The following is a 3,738-nucleotide window of genomic DNA, read 5'->3' as shown; positions in this document are numbered from 1 at the left end:
GGATTGTTTTCGTCATTTTGCTCTATATGGATTTGTACAAATTGACGATGGGGAAAAGCTTGATTTTTCAGTATTTTCTGTTTAACTTGCTTTCATTTCCAATCTGAGCCTATCAGCGATGAGCGCGATGAACTCCGAATTTGTGGGTTTTCCTTTGTGATTATTGACGGTGTATCCAAACAGGGCATCAATGGCATCCACCTTGCCTCTGTTCCATGCCACTTCAATGGCGTGGCGGATGGCCCGTTCCACGCGGCTGGGGGTGGTGTTGCATTTTTTTGCAATGGAGGGATACAGCTCCTTGGTGATATAATTCAGCACGTCCATGTCATTGACACTCATAATGATGGCCTCCCGCATGTAGTGGTATCCGCGGATATGGGCGGGTACGCCGATCTCATGCAGGATGTTCGTCACCTTTGTTTCCAGATCGTAGGCTGCGGAATTTGCAGCAGTTGCGCTGATAGAAGATTTCAGCAGGGGCTTCTGTTCCTGCATCAGCTGCTGGATGCGCTGGGTCAGGGCGTCCATGTCAAAGGGCTTTACCATGTAATAAGCGGCGCCCAGATCCAATGCCTTCTGTACCACCTTATCCTGACTCAGGGCGGAAAGAATGATGGTCACAGGTCTTTCTGCTTCTTCCAGTGTCTGCAGGCGCTCCAGAACGCCCAGACCGTCCAGACGGGGCATGATGCCGTCGATGATGGCCACGTCGGGGTGGGTGTCTCTGATCTTATTCATGGCATCGATGCCGTCAACGGCCACAGCCACCACGTTGATATTGTCCTGTTTATTCAGATGAGCGACGATGATATCACAAAAATCTTTATTATCATCTGCCAGCAGTACTTTTATTGTAGATTTATTCAAAATGATCCCTCCGATTTGTAATATGATGAATGTTTATGCAGAACTTCCTTGCTTTTGCGTTGATTATAGTATAGAAAAATGAAGCCTGCAATGACTATTCGTCAGACAAAAAATCCTTGGAAATTCAATAAAAACAGGCGGTTTTCCATTCTTTTTGCAAAGAAGAGAAAATGGTGTCATTCGCCGTCGAAGGGTGTCTGTCGAAAATGCATATTTTGCGGGAAAACGGCGGAAAAGGCGGACGAAAAACGCAAGAAAAAAGAGCCCCAAACGGGACTCTTCTGATCATCTGTTTGCTTTTTTTTCTGCAATTTTATCTGTCAGGGCTGCAAATTCTTCCAGACCCAGTGCTTCGCCGCGGATGCGTTCATCCCAGCCAAGGCTCTGAATGATCTCTGTCAGTTCTTCTTTGGAGAAGCCCAGATTGCCCAGATTGAACAGGCAGTTCATCAGGGTTTTTCTGCGCTGACCAAAGGCACATTTCACAATGTGGAAGAACAGTTTTTCGTCGGTTGTTTTTACCTTTCTTTCGGGCAGAACCTTTAGGGTGATGACTGCAGATGCCACCTTGGGGCGGGGCATGAAGCAGGAAGGCTGTACGATCATATCCAGATTTGCGTCGCAGTAATACTGCACGGCAACGGACAGAGCGCCATATTCCTTATCTTTGGGGCCGGCCTGCATGCGTTCTGCCACTTCCTTCTGCACCATAACGGTGATGCTGTCTACATGGCGTTCATTTTCCAAGAGATCCATGATGATGGGAGTGGTGATGTAGTAGGGCAGGTTGGCAACGACCTTGATGTTTTTGCCGCCGTTCTTTTCCTGAATGATAGCATCGATATCTGTTTTCAGGATATCCTGATTCAGGATGGTGATGTTGTCGTAATCTGCCAGTGTCTGCTGCAGGATGGGGATGAGGGTATTGTCGATTTCAACGGCTACCACCTGCTTTGCGTTTTCCGCCAGCACCTGTGTCAGGGAACCGATACCGGGGCCGATCTCCAGCACGCAGTCATCCTTTGTTACACCGGCACAGGAAGCGATATTGTCCAGAATGTTAGAGTCGATCAGAAAGTTCTGACCGAAGTTTTTCTTGAATGCAAAGCTGTTTGCTTCGATGATCTCTTTTGTTCTCTTGGGGGTGGAAATTCTTTCTGCCATGTTTTTCTCCTTTTAGATGATACTGCCAAGTACGCCAAAACTCAGTACGGAAACGATGATGCCTGCTGTCAGCACGCCGACAGCGATAACGGGAAATGTCTTTTTGGGATCCATGTTCAGAAGAGCAGCGATCAGGGCACCCATCCATGCACCGGTACCGGGCAGGGGGATGGCTACGAAAAGGTATACGCCCCAGTAGGCATATCTTCTGATTTTGTCACTTTTGGAGTCTGCTTTTCTTTCGCACCATTCCACAATGCCTTTCAGGGGTGTTTTCTTCAGCACGCGGAAGATAAAACGAATGAACAGCAGGATAAAGGGAATGGGGATCAGGTTTGCGATATATGCGATGATGAATGTGGGCAGCCATTCCATGCCCATGGCGAATCCGGCAATGATGCCGCCTCTCAGTTCCAGAATGGGAAGCATGGAAACGATTGCAACGATGACTTCTCTGGAAAAGAAGCCGGAAAGATTTTCTACGAACCATGCTGCTAATGTTTCAGCCAAGTCGATCTCCTCCTTATATTTGATTTTTCTGTTTTCATACAGATGATTTCAGTCTGATAACCTTTATATTATACTTTATTATTACGAACGGAACAATAAAGAATTTCTTAAAAATCACACTTCTTTGATATTATGTACTTTTTTTGAAAATGTCCGACAAGATTTGGGGATTTTGTTGAAAAAATCCGCAGAAAGTGGTTTAATGTGGGCATGGAGGGAATGTTTGTCTCTGCTGAAAAAACAGAAATAGCAAATCTGACAGAACGGAGAATGGGTATGACGGAAGAACTGAGAGCGCAGCTCATGGGTGTGAAGCTGACAAAAAAAGAAAAGCTTATTGCAGAATTTGTGCTGGATCATTTTGCGGAAGCCTGTTTCACCACTTCCACAGAAATTGCAAAAAGGCTGAATATCAGTGATTCCTCCGTGATCCGTTTTACCCGCACGCTGGGCTATGGGGGCTTTATGGATTTTCAGAAAGCCATCCGCAAGGCGTATACAGAGCGGATCAACAGCGTTTCCGAAAATATCACCGTGCCTTCGGAACGACTGAAGATCAGCATTGACAAATTAGGGGATGACATCGTCGGCAGTTATTTTTCCAATGTCATGCAGAATTTACAGTCCTGCATCCGCAATAACGATGCCATTGATTTTGAAAAGGCCGCGGAACTGATCATTGAAAGTAAGCGGAAATATATCGTTACTTCCCGTGCCGACAGCAGCATCGGAGATCAGATGTTACTGATGCTGAAGCACATGCTGCCCGATGTGTATGAAACTTCCCATCCGGCCCTGCATGTGATCGACCACCTTTGCGATATCACCAAGGAAGATTGTGTCATTGCCGTCAGCTTCCCCAGATATTCTGAAATGGACAGACTGGCGCTGGAGATGGCCTATGATGCCGGAGCAAAAATCGTTCTGATTACGGATAAAGCCAGCTCCCCCTTGGCCAAATATGCTACCCAGCTGCTGACCGTCAGCGCAGACAGCAATACGTTCTTTAATTCTTTTGTAGCGGTTGTTTTTACGCTGGAACTGCTTTGCACTTTTATCAGTAAGAAAATGGGATATTCCCCCGAAGCAAAACTGCAGCTGATTGATCGATATCTTTCCAAAGTCGGTATGTTTTAAACACAAAAAAAGCCTGTCATCAGACAGGCTTTTCTTTATGATTTAATATCTGTGATT

The 3,738-nt window shown here is 46.1% G+C and carries 4 protein-coding genes; 1 reads left to right on the top strand and 3 read right to left on the bottom strand.

Translation table 11 applies throughout. The features are described from left to right. Positions 1-81: 81 nt before the first annotated feature. The 3 genes from spo0A to ACJMLT_RS00450 all read right to left on the bottom strand — a co-directional run bounded on the left by spo0A (position 82) and on the right by ACJMLT_RS00450 (position 2,544). Positions 82-885, bottom strand: coding sequence for a sporulation transcription factor Spo0A (gene spo0A, locus ACJMLT_RS00460; protein ID WP_405724950.1), 804 nt, complete (start codon positions 883-885; stop codon positions 82-84). Positions 886-1,155: 270 nt separating this feature from the next. Further along, positions 1,156-2,034, bottom strand: coding sequence for a 16S rRNA (adenine(1518)-N(6)/adenine(1519)-N(6))-dimethyltransferase RsmA (rsmA, locus tag ACJMLT_RS00455; RefSeq protein WP_405724947.1), 879 nt, complete (start codon positions 2,032-2,034; stop codon positions 1,156-1,158). A 12-nt stretch (positions 2,035-2,046) separates the two neighbouring features. Then, the gene (locus tag ACJMLT_RS00450; protein ID WP_405724944.1) at positions 2,047-2,544 is read right to left on the bottom strand and encodes a COG2426 family protein; all 498 of its coding nucleotides are present in this window, start codon (positions 2,542-2,544) and stop codon (positions 2,047-2,049) included. A 219-nt stretch (positions 2,545-2,763) separates the two neighbouring features. On the opposite strand from ACJMLT_RS00450, the gene ACJMLT_RS00445 reads away from it, so the two are divergent. Next, positions 2,764-3,681, top strand: coding sequence for a MurR/RpiR family transcriptional regulator (locus ACJMLT_RS00445; protein WP_405724941.1), 918 nt, complete (start codon positions 2,764-2,766; stop codon positions 3,679-3,681). Positions 3,682-3,738: the final 57 nt, after the last annotated feature.

Source organism: Anaerotignum sp. (assembly GCF_045122575.1).
GTDB lineage: Bacteria > Bacillota > Clostridia > Lachnospirales > Anaerotignaceae > Anaerotignum_A.
The sequence above is the reverse complement of the archived record's forward strand: the minus strand, read 5'-3'. Positions and strand labels throughout refer to the sequence as shown.